This is a genomic window from Bacillus sp. SIMBA_154 (genome assembly GCF_046536015.1).
GTDB lineage: Bacteria > Bacillota > Bacilli > Bacillales > Bacillaceae > Bacillus > Bacillus pumilus_P.
The window spans coordinates 1-270 of the sequence record NZ_JAWJBV010000278.1; the positions used below are offsets into that span (position 1 = coordinate 1).

The 270-nt window shown below is 43.7% G+C and carries 1 protein-coding gene; it reads right to left on the reverse strand.

What is annotated here, in order from left to right; genetic code table 11:
• A partial coding sequence (locus R0K30_RS22045; RefSeq protein ID WP_410612983.1) for a hypothetical protein occupies positions 1 to 270 on the reverse strand: 270 nt, incomplete at both ends.

The window sequence follows — 270 nt, forward strand, 5'->3', positions numbered from 1 at the left end:
TCCACCATTATTAAAAAAGTGCCGTGTTAACCACGCCTTTTTTTCAAATCCTTCATTGCGTGCGTTCAAATCGGCATTTACATCCGCAATAACCTCTGCAGGCGTGCGTCCATTTAGTTCGGCCATCACATAAATAACGTCACGCTGATCTTTACGCATTAGTGTGTCGGCCACGTTTAATGGTTTAAACTCTCCCAGCTCTGAAAGCGACACTAAAGGTCTGGGGGCACTTGTTATACCTAACTCATTACTGGTTTTAGCTAAGTCTCT